Below are 15,558 nucleotides of genomic sequence, written 5' to 3' on the forward strand. Positions count from 1 at the left end.
GGACTACCCCCGCCAGTCCTAAAATCGAGACGGCGGTTCATCTCCAGCTTTGATCTGTGAAAAGACATGGTCTGGATCTGCCTGGCACCAATATCTGAACAGAAGGCGAGGTTCGGTATCCCCAAAATACTGACTCAGGGAGCTCTCGGCGGGGATTAACAATTTAGTTTCTGGCCATTGCTGAGCTAAAACACCTATATGTTTGCCAGACGAACAAATAATCCACGTCGCCTTGCCTCCACTGATGCCAGGCAGGTAACCCATACCTTGGATCGCTTCGAACAAAGCGCGCAGTGTTACTGCTGGATCAAGCCTGATTGATGTCCTACGACTTTCCAGATCATCCCCTGCATGCACGCTATCCCGATCAATTTGAATGACCAACATGAATGTTCCTTTTTAGCGTTGTGTGATTACTAGAATGCCAGCGTAGGAATGCCAGCAGCTATCTGTCTACAGTCCGCTTTTGGCCGAAAGCGTTCCGTCCAAGCATAGAGGTATCAAGCCAGACTCAAGCAAATGGAAAACTACATCCCCCTGACCGGAATCGATCTGGTACCCGCTTCTCTTTAAATCCAACCTGCTCAACGCGCACTGGCATCTTTTCGCCGCCAACGCGCACATTGTCCAACCACCTCCACTCCCCTTATCCTCGACGCTCCCCGTCCGTCCAAAACCGGAGCCGCCATGGACCTCGCCACCCTCGCCCTGTTCCTCCCCGCCTGCTTCGCCCTGAACATGGCGCCCGGCCCGAACAACCTGCTGTCCGTCAGCAACGCCACGCGCTACGGCTACCGCACCTCGTGCCTGGCCGGTGTCGGCCGTCTGCTGGCGTTCGCCGGGATGATCGCCCTCGCCTCCGCAGGCTTGGCGGTGGTGCTGCAGACGTCGGAGTTGTTGTTCTACGCGATCAAGATCCTGGGCGCGGCGTATCTGTTGTATCTGGCGTTTCAACTGTGGCGCGCAAATCCCCAGGCGGAGGCGGAATCGGTAACCGCCAAGGTGAGCCTATGGGCACTGGCGCGACAGGAGTTTCTGGTGGCGGCAGGCAACCCCAAGGCGATCCTGATCTTCACCGCGTTCCTGCCGCAGTTCGTGGTGCCAGGCCAGCCGATCACGCCGCAATTCGCCGTGTTGGGCGCGCTGTTCCTGGTGTTGGAATGGATCGCCATCAGCCTCTACGCCTATATGGGCCTGCACATGCGCCGCTGGTTTGCCGAGCCGCGTGGCAAGCGGATATTCAATCGCTGCTGTGCGGGGTTGTTGTCGGCGGCGGCGACGGTGTTGTTGACCGCGCGCAGGGCTTGAGGAAAAAACATGACCCGCAACCAACTTGCCGACCTGTACCTCGGCTACATCGACTGCCTCAACCGGCAGGATTGGAACCGCCTGGGCGACTTCGTCCACCCTGAGGTGGCCTATAACGCCAAGGTGGTCGGCCTGGAGGGCTACCGCGCGATGCTGGAGCGCGACTTTCGCGAGATCCCCGACCTGGTGTTCCACATCCAGTTGCTGATCGCCGATCCGCCCACCGTCGCCAGCCGGCTGAACTTCAATGTCACTCCCCCGGGCGAGTTTTTCGGGCTGGCGATCAATGGTCGCCAGGTGGCGTTCTCGGAGAACGTTTTCTACACATTCGTCGACGGCAAAATCGCCCAGGTCTGGTCGGTGATCGACAAGGCGGCGATCGAACGCCAGTTGGCCGTCTAAACTCCATGAACCCATTGTCCGTGGAGACCGATCATGAAACCCAAGAACACCCTCTGCCTCTGGTACAACGGCACCGCCGAGGAGGCTGCGCGCTTCTACGCCAGCACCTTCCCCGACAGCACGGTCGACGCCGTGCACCTGGCCCCCGGTGACTACCCGTCCGGCAAACAGGGCGATGTGCTCACGGTGGAATTCACCGTGATGGGCATCCCGTGCATCGGCCTCAATGGCGGCCCGATATTCCCCCACAGCGAAGCGTTTTCCTTCCAGGTCGCCACCGATGACCAGGGCGAAACCGATCGCTACTGGAACGCTATTATTGACAACGGCGGCCAGGCCAGCGCCTGCGGTTGGTGCAAGGATAAGTGGGGATTGTCGTGGCAGATCACGCCTCGGGTGTTGACCGATGCGGTGGCCCATCCTGACCCGACAATAGCCAAACGTGCTTTCGACGCGATGATGACCATGACCAAAATCGACATTGCGGCGATTGAAGCCGCGATAAAAGGCTGAGCCACCTGCACCGATGCATTCAAGCCACGGGGAAGTTGACACACCTCGTAATATTCCATGAAGATAGCCCCAGTCTTCATGGGTGTGTCAGCTTATGTCCGCAACCTCAGTGGTTAACCTTTCCGTCATTGGCTTGATTGCCAAGGCGCAAGGTTGCGTGGCGCACGCCCTCAAATCGAAGAAACAGTCGCTCATGTGACCGGGGCGCGCTGTCCCGTCAGATGAGCTGACAGGACATTGAGCGCGGACTCCCTCCCACTTGCACAATTGCCCATGCCTTTCTGACGGTGACTCAAACGGTCAATCATCAGGAGTAAGTACATGTCATCGTTTCAAGGTATCTGGGTTCCCGTAGTCACGCCGTTCCAGGACGGCGCCATCGATTTTGTCGGCCTGCATCGCCTGGTCAGCCATCTGCTGGACAAACACGTGGCCGGGATCATGGTGTGCACCACCACCGGCGAAGCCGCATCGCTCAGCCGCCAGGAGCAACTGGCCGTGCTGGATGCGGTATTGCAACAGGTGCCCGCCCACCGTGTGGTGATGGGCCTGGCGGGCAATAACCAGATTGAATTGCTGCAGTTCCAGACCGAGGTGCTCAAGCGCCCGCTGGCGGGCTTGCTGGTGCCGGCGCCGAGTTACATCCGCCCTTCCCAGGCCGGCCTTGAAGCGTTCTTTCGCACGGTGGCCGATGCGTCCAGCGTGCCGATCATTCTCTACGACATTCCCTACCGTACCGGCGTGACCTTCGAGCAGGCGACCTTGCTGAACATCGTCGCGCACCCGCAGATCGTGGCGATCAAGGACTGCGGCGGCAACCTGGGCAACACCCTGGCGGTGTTGGCCAGCGGTGAGGTCGATGTGTTGTGTGGCGAGGACCTGCAGATCTTCAATGCGCTGTGCCTGGGCGCCAGCGGTGCGATTGCCGCGTCGGCCCATGTGTGCACCGAACAGTTTGTAGCGCTGTGGCAACAGGTACGGGATAACCAGTTGGCTGAGGCGCGGGCGACGTTCCTTGGCTTGGTGCCGTTGATCAACACACTGTTCATGGAGCCCAACCCGGCGCCGGTGAAAGCCGCACTGGCGCTGGAGGGCTTGATCGAGAGTGAGTTGCGGGCGCCGATGCAGCGGGCAACCGAGGCGGTCATCGCAAAGCTGCAAAGGCTTTCACGCCAGGCCCAGTAACCCGTGGTGAGCGGGCTTGCCCCGCTCACCACAACAAGCCCGCTCACCACATAAGCTCAGGGCATCAGGAAATCTGTCCCTCCACCTGCCGGGCCGTATGCAACCGGTGCAACGTGATCTCGCGCACCGCCTGCTTGCTCAGTTCGATGTGCCGTTTCAGCAGGTGCTGCGCCTGGTCAGCCTGGCGTTGCACGATGGCCGCAAGTATTTGCCCATGCTCTTCGTACGTCGCCGCAATGCGGGGCGCCTGGGTAAAGTCGAGCCGCCGGATGATGCGGATCTGCTCCGTGATGGCGTAGTGCATGCGCGCCATTTCACGGTTGCCGGTGGCTTCCACCAACGCGCAATGAAAACGCTCATCCAGCGCCGATACGGCCTGGGCGTCCTCCAGGCGCTCGTCCTCTTGCACCTGCCAGGTGGCCTGCAACGCCTGCAGCATCGGGTTCGGTTCGTCCATCGCACATAACCGGCCGACAGCCGCCAGTTCCAATACGATGCGCACGTCGTAGAGCTCTTCGAAGTAGGCGAAATCGAACGGTTTCACCTGCCAGCCACTGCGAAAATACACCTCCACATACCCTTCCCGCTCCAAGCGATACAGCGCCTGACGCACCGGCGTGCGGCTGGCGTGCATGCGTTCGGCCACCTCGCCTTCGCTGAAACGATCGCCCGGCAGCAGGCGGAAGTCGAAGATATCCGCCTTGAGCTGCGCGTAGATCTGCTCGGCCAGGCTGTCGGGGCGTGTCTTGGCCCGCATGCTTAACCGCGACTCGCAATAAAGGCGCGCCAGCCACCGAACTCGGTGATGTCGAGGGCATCGGCCAGGGCCCAAGGCTCGCAGATGAAGCCTTTGACGCTGCGCCCATCCGCCAGCAGCAGGTTGCCGATCCCCAGCGGCGCGGGAATCTCGGCGACGAACTCGCCGAAGCGTGCGAGGGGCATGTCCCACAGCTCGACGATGATCGCCCGACCGCTGTCCGCCTTGGCCAGCCCGGGCTTGGGCGGCACCGTGCCCGGCAGCGCGTACAGGCGGTAAGTGTCGGCCGTCAGGGTTTGCTCCACCAGCACTGCGTTACGCGTCGTCAGCTGGACATTCAGCGGCATGCCGGTGAGATGTGCACCCACCACCGCCACGCGCACGCAGCCGGGGGCTTGGGCGGGTGCGGACGGTGCCGGCAGATAGCGCTGGGTGGCACCTAAAGGCAGCTCCAGGCTGGCTTGCCAGCGCTTGCCCAGGTGCGCCAGCGCCGTGTCATGCCAGGCCGGTGCGAGCAAGGTAATGCCGCTGGGCAAGCCATCGGCGCGCAAACCGGCCGGCAGCGCCAGGGCCGAGAGGTCAGCCAGGTTGGTGAAGTTGGTGTAGTAGCCGAACTGCGAGTTGTAGCGCACCGGTTCTTCCGCCATCTCGGCCATGGTGCGCAGGGTTGGCGAAGTCGGCACCAGCAAGGCATCGAAACCGGCCAGGCTGTCATTGATGCGGCGGCTCAGTTCGGCGCGCAGGTATTCAGCTTTGAAGGTGTCGCTGGCGCTGTACTGGCGGCCATTCTCGACAATGCCGCGCACCACCGGGTTGATTGCCTCGGGCCGGTTTTCCAGCATGCTTTCCAGCGCCACGGTGCGTTCGGCAACCCAAGGGCCGAAGTACAGCTGGTCCGCCAGTTCCTTGAACGCAGTGAAATCCACCGGGGTGATCAGCGCCCCCAGCGCCTTGAAGCGCTCGACCGCCTGTTCGAACACGGCCTGGTTCTGGGTATCGCCGAAAAACTCCAGGGCCGCCGGGATGGCCAGCTTGATCGAAGCGCCCACCGCCACTGGCGCCGTGTTGGGGTTGGCGCGGGAATAGGCATCGCTGGCGTCGTATCCCGCCGCAACGTGCGCGACGGTCTCGGCATCTTCCACGGTCAACGCAAACACCGAGACGCAATCCACCGTGCGGCAAGCCGGCACCAGGCCGGTATTGGACAAACGCCCCTTGGTCGGCTTCAAGCCGACGATATTGTTGAACCCCGCCGGTACACGCCCGGAGCCCGCCGTGTCGGTGCCCAGGGAAAACGCCACCAGGCCACGGGCGACCACCGACGCAGAACCGGAGCTGGAGCCGCCGCTGACGTAATCCCCATTGAAACTGTTGCCCACCGCGCCATACGGCGAGCGGGTGCCCACCAGGCCGGTGGCGAACTGATCGAGGTTGGTCTTGCCCATCAGGATTGCGCCGGCGGCGCGCAGCTTCTGCACGACCGAGGCATCCTGCGTCGCGCGGTGGGCAAATTCTGGGCAGGCGGCAGTGGTGTCCCAGCCGGCCGCGTCGATGTTGTCCTTGATCGCAAACGGCACGCCATACAACGGCAGCCGGGTCATATCGCCGCCCTGGGCTGCCAATCGTTCGCTCAACTGCGCCAGTTGCTCGGCCAATGCCTGCGGTTGAGCGCGGGCGATCCAGGCGCTGTCCTCGGCGGGGTATTGCGCGGCCAGGGTGAGCAAAATGTCCGGCGTGATCGTGCCGCTGCGGTAAGCGGCCTGCCATTCACCGAGGGTCCAGCCAACAACGTTGTGCATGGGAAACTCCATCTTGTATCCAAGTTTGGATTTATCTAAAGCAAAGCCCACGCCAGGTCACTCTGCCAATGAATACAAGGGTATCGCCGCGCAACGTGCGCTTAGATAGCGCACCCGGGCATCGTCCATGCGCCAAAAAAAGACATTCAATCGACCCCTCGGTTGCGACCGACCCGATACCGACCTACTGTTCCAGACCATGCTCTGCCATTTGCTGTCCCCCACCCTAAGCCTTCAGGTGACGACATGCCCACACTACCCCGCCCTGCCGTACTCGAGCTGATCGGCAACACGCCGCTGGTTCGGGTCAGCCGTTTCGATACCGGCCCCTGCACGCTGTTCCTCAAGCTTGAATCCCAAAACCCCGGCGGCTCCATCAAGGACCGCATCGGCCTGGCCATGATCGACGCCGCCGAACGCGACGGCCGCCTGCGCCCCGGCGGCACCCTCATTGAAGCCACCGCCGGCAACACCGGCCTGGGCCTGGCGCTGGTGGGCCGGGCGAAAGGTTATCGGGTGGTGCTGGTGGTACCCGACAAGATGTCCACGGAAAAAGTGCTGCACCTCAAGGCCATGGGCGCCGAGGTACATATCACCCGCTCCGATGTGGGCAAGGGCCATCCCGAGTATTACCAGGACATGGCCGCGCGGCTGGCCAAGGAGATTGACGGCTGTTTCTTCGCCGACCAATTCAACAACCCCGCCAACCCCCTGGCCCACGAGACCAGCACCGCGCCGGAGATCTGGGCACAGACCCAACACGACGTGGACGCGATCGTGGTGGGCGTCGGCTCGGCCGGCACCCTCACCGGCCTGACGCGCTTCTTCAAACGGGTGCAGCCCGAGCTGGAAATGGTCCTCGCCGACCCGGTGGGTTCGGTGATGGCCGAATACAGCCGCAGCGGCAAGCTGGAAACACCCGGCTCGTGGGCGGTGGAAGGCATCGGCGAGGACTTCATCCCGTCGATTGCCGACCTGTCCAGCGTGCGCCACGCCTACTCCATCAGCGATGAAGACAGCTTCGACCACGCCCGCCAGCTGCTCAAGGCCGAGGGCATTCTCGGCGGTTCCTCCACCGGCACCCTGTTCGCGGCCGCGCTGCGTTATTGCCGCGAGCAGACCGTGCCCAAGCGCGTGGTCACCTTTGTTTGCGACACCGGCACCCGCTACCTCTCGAAGGTCTACAACGACCAATGGATGACCGATGCAGGCTTACTGCACTACAAGCACTACGGCGACCTGCGCGACTTGATCGCGCGGCGCTTCGAGGACGGCCGCGTGATCAGCGTAAGCCCCGACGACACTCTGCTCACCGCCTTCCAGCGCATGCGCCTGGCGGACGTGTCGCAACTGCCGGTGCTGGTGGACGGCCGCGAACTGGTGGGGGTGATCGATGAGTCCGACATCCTGCTGGGCCTGCACCATGATGCGGCGGACTTCTCCATGATGGTCGCCAGCGCCATGAGCGACAAAGTCCACACCCTGGCCCCCGGCGCCAGCCTGGCCGAATTGCAGGCTGAACTGGATCGCGGCCTGGTCGCCATCATTGCCGATGCGGCGGGCTTTCACGGCCTGATCACCCGCGTCGACCTGCTCAACCACCTGCGGAGATCCCTTGCATGAGCCAGCCCGATAAAAGCGCGTTTGCCACCCGTGTGATCCACGCCGGGCAGTCACCCGACCCGACTACGGGCGCGCTGATGCCGCCGATCTACGCCAACTCCACCTACCTGCAAGACAGCCCCGGCGTACACAAGGGCTTCGACTACGGCCGCTCCCACAACCCCACGCGGTTCGCCCTGGAGCGCTGCGTGGCCGACCTCGAAGGCGGCAGCCAGGCGTTTGCCTTCGCGTCCGGGCTGGCAGCAATCTCCACAGTGCTGGAGTTGCTGGATGCCGGCGCCCATATCGTGTCCGGCAACGACCTCTACGGCGGCACCTTCCGCCTGTTCGACAAGGTGCGCCAGCGCAGTGCCGGGCACCGTTTCAGCTTTGTCGACCTGAGTGATGTGGCGGCGTTCGAAGCGTCCTTGCAGGACGACACGCGCATGGTCTGGGTCGAAACCCCGAGCAACCCGCTGCTGAGCCTCACCGACCTCGGCGCCATCGCCCGGATCTGCCGCAGCCGCGGCATTCTCTGCGTGGCCGACAACACCTTCGCCAGCCCGTGGATCCAGCGCCCGCTGGAGTTGGGTGTCGACATCGTGGTGCACTCCAGCACCAAGTACCTCAATGGTCACTCCGATGTGATCGGCGGCATCGCCATCGTCGGCGACAACCCCGAGTTGGCCGAGCGCGTGGGCTTTTTGCAAAACTCGGTTGGCGCCATCGCCGGCCCGTTCGATGCCTTCCTCACCCTGCGCGGCGTGAAAACCCTGGCCCTGCGCATGGAGCGCCATTGCAGCAACGCCCTCGACCTGGCCACCTGGCTGGAGCAGCAACCGCAGGTATCACGGGTCTATTACCCAGGCCTGGCGTCCCACCCGCAGCACGAACTGGCGCGCAGGCAGATGCGCGGGTTTGGCGGGATGATCTCGGTGGACTTGAACAGCGACCTGAACGGCGCCACGCGCTTCCTGGAAAACGTCAAGCTCTTCGCCCTGGCCGAGAGCCTGGGCGGCGTGGAAAGCCTGATCGAACACCCGGCGATCATGACCCACGCCAGCATCCCGGCGGCGACCCGTGCGCAGTTGGGGATTGGCGACGGGCTGGTACGGTTGTCGGTGGGGGTTGAGGACGTGGAGGATCTACGGGCAGACCTCGCCCAGGCCTTGGCCCGGATATAAATCCCCCCAGAAAACAAAGATCAACTGTGGGAGGGGGCTTGCCCTCTCCCACATTGAGTATGCGTCACCCCTGGACGATGTTGGCACGCGCCGAATGCAGCTTCTTGTAGCTCTCGATCAAGCGCAAATGCCGGTCCAGCCCTTCCAGCTTCATGCTGGTCGGCGTCAGCCCATGGAAGCGCACACTGCCGTTGACCGAGCCGATCACCGCGTCCATCCGCTCATTGCCGAACATGCGGCGGAAGTTGGCTTCGTAGTCCGCCAGTTCCAGGTCGTCGTCCAGTTCCATCTCCAGCACCGCATTCAACGCCTGGTAGAACAGGCCACGCTCGGCGGTGTTGTCGTTGTACTGCAGGAACATCTCCACGCACTCCTTGGCCTCTTCGTACTGTTGCAAGGCGAGGAAGATCAGAAGCTTCAATTCGAGGATGGTCAGTTGGCCCCAGGCCGTGTTGTCGTCGAACTCGATGCCGATCAGGGTGGTGATGTCGGTGTAGTCGTCCAGCTCGCTTTCGATCAGGCGCTCGACCAACGCCTGCAATTGCGCTTCGTCCAGGCGGTGCAGGTTGAGGATGTCCTCGCGGAAAAACAGCGCCTTGTTGGTGTTGTCCCAAATCAGGTCGTCCACCGGGTAGATTTCCGAGTAATCCGGCACCAGGATGCGGCAGGCGGTTGCGCCGAGGTGTTCGTACACCGCCATATAGACTTCCTTGCCCATGCCTTCGAGGATGCCGAACAAGGTGGCGGCCTCTTGGGCGTTGGAGTCTTCACCCTGGCCGGAGAAGTCCCACTCGACAAATTCGTAGTCCGATTGGGCGCTGAAGAAGCGCCACGACACCACACCGCTGGAGTCGATAAAGTGCTCGACGAAGTTGTTCGGCTCGGTCACCGCCTGGCCTTCGAAGGTCGGCTGCGGCAGGTCGTTCAAGCCTTCGAAGCTGCGGCCTTGCAGCAGTTCGGTAAGGCTGCGTTCCAGCGCCACTTCCAGGCTTGGGTGGGCACCGAACGAGGCGAACACACCGCCGGTGCGCGGGTTCATCAAGGTCACGCACATCACCGGGAATTCGCCGCCCAGGGACGCGTCCTTGACCAGCACCGGGAAACCCTGGGCTTCCAGGCCTGCAATACCCGCCAGGATGCTCGGATACTTCGCGAGTACTTCAGCCGGGACGTCCGGCAGGGCAAATTCGCCCTCGATGATTTCACGCTTCACCGCCCGTTCGAAAATCTCCGACAGGCACTGCACCTGGGCCTCGGCCAAGGTATTGCCCGCGCTCATACCGTTGCTGAGGTAGAGGTTCTCGATCAGGTTGGACGGGAAATACACCACCTCGCCATCCGACTGGCGCACGAACGGCAGCGAAACGATGCCGCGCGCTTCATTGCCGGAGTTGGTGTCGAACAGGTGCGAACCGCGCAACTCGCCGTCGCGGTTGTAGACCTTCAGGCAGTAGGCATCGAGGATTTCGTCGGGCAGTTCGTCATTCGGGCCCGGCTGGAACCAGCGTTCGTCCGGGTAATGCACGAACGGCGCGTTGGCCAGTTCCTCACCCCAGAACTGGTCGTTGTAGAAGAAGTTGCAGTTGAGCCGCTCGATGAACTCGCCCAACGCCGACGCCAGGGCGCCCTCCTTGGTCGCGCCCTTGCCGTTGGTAAAGCACATCGGTGAATGGGCATCGCGGATATGCAGCGACCACACGTTCGGCACGATATTGCGCCACGAGGCGATCTCGATCTTCATGCCCAGGCCGGCAAGGATCCCGGACATGTTGGCGATAGTCTGCTCCAGCGGCAGGTCCTTGCCGGCAATATAAGTGCCCGCCTCGCTGCCCGCGCTCGGCATCAACAGGGCCTGGGCATCGGCGTCGAGGTTGTCCACTTCTTCGATCACGAACTGCGGTCCGGCCTGCACCACTTTCTTCACGGTGCAACGGTCGATGGAACGCAGGATGCCCTGGCGGTCCTTATCGGAAATATCGGCCGGCAACTCGACCTGGATCTTGAAGATCTGGTTATAGCGGTTTTCCGGATCGACAATATTGTTCTGCGACAGGCGAATATTGTCCGTGGGGATGTTGCGCGTGCTGCAGTACAACTTGACGAAGTACGCTGCGCACAACGCCGACGAGGCCAGGAAATAATCGAACGGCCCCGGTGCCGAGCCATCGCCTTTATAGCGAATAGGCTGGTCGGCAATCACCGTGAAGTCATCGAACTTGGCTTCAAGCCGGAGGTTGTCGAGAAAGTTGACCTTGATTTCCATGGGGGCACACCAGAATAACGGGCTAAACAAAAATGGCCGCCATTATGAGGTTTTTCACCGACAAGTTTCAGGCTTTTGACCAATGGCTGGCGAAATGCCGCTGCGCATTAATCTTCTGCCCAATCCCGCCGATGGACTGTGTGCAACCAGGGAGTAGTCGGAATGCGCAACAACCAGCCTGTAACACAGCGCGAGATTTCACTCGCGCCGCAGCAAAAACTTATCTCCGCCACGGATGTTCACGGTGGCATCACTTACTGCAACGACGCCTTTGTTGACATCAGCGGCTTTAAACGCGCCGACCTGATCGGCGCGCCCCAGAACATCGTGCGTCACCCCGACGTGCCACCCGCCGTTTTCGCGCACATGTGGAGTGCGCTCAAGCAAGGCCTGCCGTGGATGGGCATCGTCAAGAACCGCTCGAAAAACGGCGATCACTATTGGGTCAATGCCTACGTCACGCCGATCTTCGACGGCAGCCGAGTCGTTGGTTTCGAGTCGGTGCGGGTCAAGCCCACGGCCGATGAAATCCGCCGCGCCCAGGCCCTCTACCGGCGTCTGAGCCAAGGCAAGCCGGGCGTGCCGCGCCAGGATGCCTGGCTGCCGGCGGCACTGAGTTGCGTGCCGTACATGGCCACCGGTGTGGCTGGCAGCGTCGCCGGGCTGTTCCTCAGTGCACCGGTGGCCGTCGCAGTGGCCGTGGCGGTCGCGCTGCCGGTGGGCCTGCTGTGCTCACACTGGCGCCAGGGCAGTACCCTGCGTTTGTTGGAGGGGGTCGAACCCTCGACGTCGGATGCCTTGATCGCGCAGATGTACAGTGACGCACGCGGCCCACAGTCGCGTTTGGAAACCGCGTTTCTCAGCCAGACCGCGCGCCTGAAAACCTGCCTTACCCGCCTGCAGGACAGCGCCGAACAACTGAGTACCCTGGCGGGGCAATCCGATCAGTTGGCGGCCGCCAGCGCCAAAGGCCTGAACCGCCAGCGCGTGGAAACCGAACAGGTCTCGGCGGCCGTCAATCAGATGGCCGCGACCACCCAGGAAGTCGCCAGCCATGTACAACGCACCGCCGACGCCACCCAACAGGCCAACGTGCTGACCGGGCGCGGCCGCGAAGTTGCGCGCGATACCCGTGAAGCCATCGAGCGTCTGTCCACCATGGTCGGCGAGACCGGGGTGACCGTGGCGCAACTGGCCAGGGACAGCGACGAAATCGGCAGCGTGGTGGATGTGATCAAAGGCATCGCCGACCAAACCAACCTGCTCGCCCTCAACGCCGCAATCGAAGCGGCGCGGGCCGGCGAACAAGGCCGAGGCTTTGCCGTGGTAGCCGACGAAGTGCGCCAACTGGCCCAGCGCACGTCACAATCGACCACCCAGATCCATGGGCTGATCACCAAGCTCCAGGCATCCTCCAGCAATGCGGTGCAAAGCATGGAAAACGGCCAACGCCAGGCCCAGGAAGGCGTGACCTGGGTGCTGGAAGCGGACCAGGCCCTGGTGGGGATCAGCGAAGCGGTGTCGCATATCACCGACATGACCACCCAGATCGCCGCCGCCACCGAAGAACAAAGCGCCGTCGCCGAGGAGATCAGCCGCAACATCACCACCATCGCCGAACTGGCCGACCAGACCTCGATACAAGCCCATCAATCCACGGAACTGAGCAAGGAACTGACCAATACCGCGGCCACCCAATACGCGTTGGTTGAGCGCTTCAATCGCTAAAGGCTGACATGCCTCTCTTGTAATGAGCCCGCTTACTCTGGCGCGCGGGCTTGTTGTGGTGAGCAGGCTTGTTGTGGTGAGCGGGCTTGCCCCGCGCTGGGCTGCGAAGCGGCCCCAAAACCAGGCACTGCGGTTTGTCTGATGGAACACAGTGATCTTGATTGGGGCTGCTTCGCAGCCCAGCGCGGGGCAAGCCCGCTCACCACACCAAGCCCCGCTCGCCACACGATAACCACTCAAACGAAATACCTCCTTGCCCCTTCGACACAAACACGCTACAAATCCCACCAGCAAGTTGTACGACAACCTAAAAACAAATCCCCATCCCCGACGATGGTGGCAACTGCCCGAGCCCTTCATGACTGCCCCTGCCTCCCTGCAAAGCACGCCCGCCCTGTTCTCCCGCCCCATTGCCGTGTTGATTCTGCTCTGCATGGGCTGTGCCTTCGCCGGCAATCACATCGCCGCTCGCGTCGCCGTCGATGACGGCGCCGGTATGCTGTTGGCCATTCTGCTGCGTTCAGGCGGCACCTTGCTGGTGCTGACGGTGCTGGTGGTGTGGCAACGCCAAAGCCTGCGCCTGCCGGCGGGTGCATGGCGTTGGCAAGTGCTGCTGGGCCTGCTTATCGCCACCCAGAGCCTGTGCCTCTACTCCGCCGTCGCCCGTGTGCCGGTGGCGCTGGCGCTGCTGGTGGGTAACGTGTTCCCGATTCTGCTTGCCCTGCTCACCTGGGCATTCGGCGGCCCACGTCCGACGGCGCGCACCGCCTTGCTGATGGGCTTGATCCTGGTGGGCCTGGTGTTTGTGCTGGACGTACCCGGCCGCCTCTCGAGCAGTGCCGATATCGGCCCGCAATGGCTGCTCGGCGTCAGCCTGGCCTTTTGCGCCGCCTTCGTGTTCGCCTGCGCGCTGTGGATCACCGACCATAAGTTGTCCCAGGTACGCGGCTCCGTGCGCAGCCTGCTGACGATCTTCATCGTGTTCAGCAGCGTCAACCTCGCCGGCCTCAGCGGCGCCCTTCCCGGCGGCCTGAACCCGCCGGCCACGGGTACCGGCTGGCTGGCACTCGCAACGTTGGTGGTGCTGTATGGCACCGGTTTTATCGTGCTGTTCATGTCGGTCCCGCGCCTGGACATGCCGCGCAATGCGCCGGTCATGAATATTGAGCCGCTGGCCACGCTGTTGATGGGCTGGGTCGTGCTCGATCAAATGCTCAGCGCCGGCCAGATAGTCGGCGGCGTCATCGTGGTGACCGGGATTGTGCTGCTGACCTATCGCAAGTCTGCCCGGTAACGATAAATCCCCGCCTGACCTGGCCCAATTCCTGCCTCCCCCATTCCACCCGGTCGCTACTGACTACGCGGACGACTCTTTTGAGCCCGGCCGCCCAACACCCTCCCCGGATAATCCAGCATCCCCGACCCCTTCCGAGGCCTTCCCCATGACGAGCCCCTCCACCGAACAGGTAAGCCCCCAAACCCTGCGCAAGGTCATCATCGCCGCCGGCATCGGTAATTTCGTCGAATGGTTTGACTTCGCCGTGTACGGTTTCCTCGCTACCACCATCGCCCAACAGTTCTTCCCCAGCGGCGACGCCAGCGCGGCCTTGCTCAAAACCTTCGCGGTGTTCGCCGTCGCCTTCGCCTTCCGGCCCCTGGGCGGGATTTTCTTCGGCATGCTCGGCGACCGTATCGGGCGTAAGCGCACCCTGGCCATGACCATCCTGCTGATGGCCGGCGCCACCACCTTGATCGGCCTGCTGCCCACCTACGCCGCCATCGGCGTCACGGCGCCGATCCTGTTATCGCTGATCCGCTGTGCCCAGGGCTTCTCCGCCGGCGGCGAATACGCCGGTGCCTGTGCCTACCTGATGGAGCACGCGCCCCGGGACAAACGCGCCTGGTACGGCAGCTTCGTGCCGGTGTCGACGTTCTCCGCCTTCGCCGCCGCAGCCGTGGTGGCGTACGCACTCGAAGCGTCATTGTCCGCCGAGGCCATGGGCAGCTGGGGCTGGCGCCTGCCGTTCCTGATCGCCGCGCCGCTGGGGCTGGTGGGCCTTTACCTGCGCTGGAAACTGGATGAGACGCCGGCCTTCCAGGCCGTGAAGCAGGAGCATGCGGTGGCCCACTCGCCGCTCAAGGAAACCTTGCGCAACCATGGTGCGGCCATCTGCTGCCTGGGCGCTTTTGTGTCACTGACGGCGCTGTCGTTTTATATGTTCACCACCTACTTCGCGACGTACCTGCAAGTGGCCGGCGGGCTGAGTCGCGCGATGGCGTTGCTGGTGTCGCTGATCGCGCTGATCTTCGCCGCGGCGATCTGCCCGCTGGCGGGGCTGTATTCAGACCGGGTGGGGCGTCGGGTCACGGTGATGACGGCGTGCGTGCTGTTGATGGTGGTGGTGTACCCGTCGTTCCTGATGGCCAGTTCCGGTTCGTTCGCGGCGTCCATTGTCGGCGTGATGTTGCTGGCGGTGGGCGCAGTATTGTGCGGTGTGGTGACGGCGGCGTTGCTGTCGGAGACCTTTCCGACCCGCACGCGCTATACCGCTTCGGCGATTACCTACAACATGGCGTATACGATCTTCGGCGGCACCGCGCCGTTGATGGCCACCTGGTTGATCAGCACCACCGGCAGCAACCTGTCACCGGCGTTCTACCTGATTGCCGTGGCGTTGCTGGCGTTGGCCGGCGGGCTGGCATTGCCGGAGACGTCGAGGATTTCCCTGCATGACGTGGGCACCGAGGAAAAAAGCGCAGCACCGCTGCTCTCGCGTTAAACACGTTCGAGTCGTGGCCTGCGCAGCCATGCTGGGG

At 62.8% G+C, this 15,558-nt stretch carries 13 protein-coding genes and 1 pseudogene; 10 read left to right on the forward strand and 4 right to left on the reverse strand.

Annotation, left to right across the window (positions count from 1 at the left end):
• Nucleotides 1–18 precede the first annotated feature (18 nt).
• Nucleotides 19–387 carry a hypothetical protein gene (locus tag AC07OT_RS03050; RefSeq protein WP_141157603.1) on the reverse strand — a complete coding sequence of 123 codons (369 nt, stop codon included), beginning with the start codon at nt 385–387 and terminating at the stop codon, nt 19–21.
• A gap of 300 nt (nt 388–687) precedes the next feature.
• On the opposite strand from AC07OT_RS03050, the gene AC07OT_RS03055 reads away from it, so the two are divergent.
• The 4 genes from AC07OT_RS03055 to dapA all read left to right on the forward strand — a co-directional run bounded on the left by AC07OT_RS03055 (nt 688) and on the right by dapA (nt 3,408).
• On the forward strand, nt 688–1,308 hold the full coding sequence (locus tag AC07OT_RS03055; protein ID WP_141606513.1) for a LysE family translocator: 621 nt from the start codon (nt 688–690) through the stop codon (nt 1,306–1,308).
• Nucleotides 1,309–1,317: 9 nt separating this feature from the next.
• Nucleotides 1,318–1,710 (forward strand): ester cyclase, encoded by a 393-nt coding sequence (locus AC07OT_RS03060; RefSeq protein WP_495107425.1) that lies wholly within the window; start codon nt 1,318–1,320, stop codon nt 1,708–1,710.
• Between the two features lie 33 nt (nt 1,711–1,743).
• Complete coding sequence (locus AC07OT_RS03065) at nt 1,744–2,223, forward strand: VOC family protein (RefSeq protein ID WP_495107426.1); 480 nt, start codon at nt 1,744–1,746, stop codon at nt 2,221–2,223.
• Nucleotides 2,224–2,544: 321 nt separating this feature from the next.
• Complete coding sequence (dapA, locus tag AC07OT_RS03070; protein WP_495107427.1) at nt 2,545–3,408, forward strand: 4-hydroxy-tetrahydrodipicolinate synthase; 864 nt, start codon at nt 2,545–2,547, stop codon at nt 3,406–3,408.
• Between the two features lie 64 nt (nt 3,409–3,472).
• Here the strand turns inward: dapA and AC07OT_RS03075 are convergent, their stop codons facing one another.
• Together AC07OT_RS03075 and atzF are read right to left on the reverse strand one after the other, a co-directional pair.
• The gene (locus AC07OT_RS03075; protein ID WP_495107428.1) at nt 3,473–4,165 is read right to left on the reverse strand and encodes a GntR family transcriptional regulator; all 693 of its coding nucleotides are present in this window, start codon (nt 4,163–4,165) and stop codon (nt 3,473–3,475) included.
• A 2-nt stretch (nt 4,166–4,167) separates the two neighbouring features.
• A complete protein-coding gene (gene atzF / locus AC07OT_RS03080; RefSeq protein ID WP_495107429.1) occupies nt 4,168–5,964 on the reverse strand; it encodes an allophanate hydrolase in 1,797 nt (598 codons plus the stop codon).
• A 246-nt stretch (nt 5,965–6,210) separates the two neighbouring features.
• On the opposite strand from atzF, the gene AC07OT_RS03085 reads away from it, so the two are divergent.
• Both AC07OT_RS03085 and AC07OT_RS03090 read left to right on the forward strand, forming a co-directional pair.
• Nucleotides 6,211–7,587 carry a pyridoxal-phosphate dependent enzyme gene (locus AC07OT_RS03085; protein WP_495107430.1) on the forward strand — a complete coding sequence of 459 codons (1,377 nt, stop codon included), beginning with the start codon at nt 6,211–6,213 and terminating at the stop codon, nt 7,585–7,587.
• The gene (locus tag AC07OT_RS03090; RefSeq protein WP_495107431.1) at nt 7,584–8,750 is read left to right on the forward strand and encodes a cystathionine gamma-synthase; all 1,167 of its coding nucleotides are present in this window, start codon (nt 7,584–7,586) and stop codon (nt 8,748–8,750) included. The genes AC07OT_RS03085 and AC07OT_RS03090 overlap by 4 nt, the downstream gene beginning before the upstream one ends.
• 64 nt (nt 8,751–8,814) lie before the next feature.
• On the opposite strand, the gene AC07OT_RS03095 is transcribed toward AC07OT_RS03090, so the two are convergent.
• The gene (locus AC07OT_RS03095; RefSeq protein ID WP_495107432.1) at nt 8,815–11,013 is read right to left on the reverse strand and encodes an OsmC domain/YcaO domain-containing protein; all 2,199 of its coding nucleotides are present in this window, start codon (nt 11,011–11,013) and stop codon (nt 8,815–8,817) included.
• A 162-nt stretch (nt 11,014–11,175) separates the two neighbouring features.
• Here AC07OT_RS03095 and AC07OT_RS03100 point away from each other — a divergent pair.
• The 4 genes and pseudogenes from AC07OT_RS03100 to AC07OT_RS03115 all read left to right on the forward strand — a co-directional run.
• A pseudogene (locus AC07OT_RS03100) lies at nt 11,176–11,448 on the forward strand (PAS domain-containing protein); the annotation flags it as partial.
• A 195-nt stretch (nt 11,449–11,643) separates the two neighbouring features.
• Complete coding sequence (locus tag AC07OT_RS03105; RefSeq protein WP_495107523.1) at nt 11,644–12,741, forward strand: methyl-accepting chemotaxis protein; 1,098 nt, start codon at nt 11,644–11,646, stop codon at nt 12,739–12,741.
• 358 nt (nt 12,742–13,099) lie between these two features.
• Nucleotides 13,100–14,035 (forward strand): EamA family transporter, encoded by a 936-nt coding sequence (locus AC07OT_RS03110; RefSeq protein ID WP_495107433.1) that lies wholly within the window; start codon nt 13,100–13,102, stop codon nt 14,033–14,035.
• Between the two features lie 148 nt (nt 14,036–14,183).
• On the forward strand, nt 14,184–15,521 hold the full coding sequence (locus tag AC07OT_RS03115) for an MFS transporter (protein WP_495107434.1): 1,338 nt from the start codon (nt 14,184–14,186) through the stop codon (nt 15,519–15,521).
• Nucleotides 15,522–15,558: the final 37 nt, after the last annotated feature.

Source organism: Pseudomonas sp. GW821-FHT09C10, assembly GCF_059418085.1.